The 256-nt window shown below is 46.5% G+C and carries 1 protein-coding gene; it reads left to right on the forward strand.

The window, feature by feature from the left end; translation table 11 throughout:
• Positions 1-43 precede the first annotated feature (43 nt).
• A partial coding sequence (locus tag FS628_RS30755; RefSeq protein WP_313958640.1) for a glyceraldehyde 3-phosphate dehydrogenase NAD-binding domain-containing protein occupies positions 44-256 on the forward strand: 213 nt, incomplete at its 3' end.

The following is a 256-nucleotide window of genomic DNA, read 5'->3' on the forward strand; positions in this document are numbered from 1 at the left end:
TATTGGAGGGTTGGGATTGGGCGGTATTGAAAATGTAGGAGGGATGGAGGTAGTAGGAATGAAGGACTTGAGTGACGGTAAAATGGTGGGTGATTTGGTGAAACATGATAGAAGTGAAGGTGGGTTCGCTGGGGATGTTGAAGTAGAGGATGGGTTGTTGAAAGTGAAGGGGAAAGAAGTTAAAGTATTGGGTAAGGGTAAGTGGGAAGAAGTTGGTTGGGGGGAGGTGGGGGTAGATATGGTTGTGGAATGTAGT

The organism is Paenibacillus xylanexedens, assembly GCF_007676705.1.
GTDB classification, from domain to species: Bacteria; Bacillota; Bacilli; order Paenibacillales; family Paenibacillaceae; genus Paenibacillus; species Paenibacillus xylanexedens_C.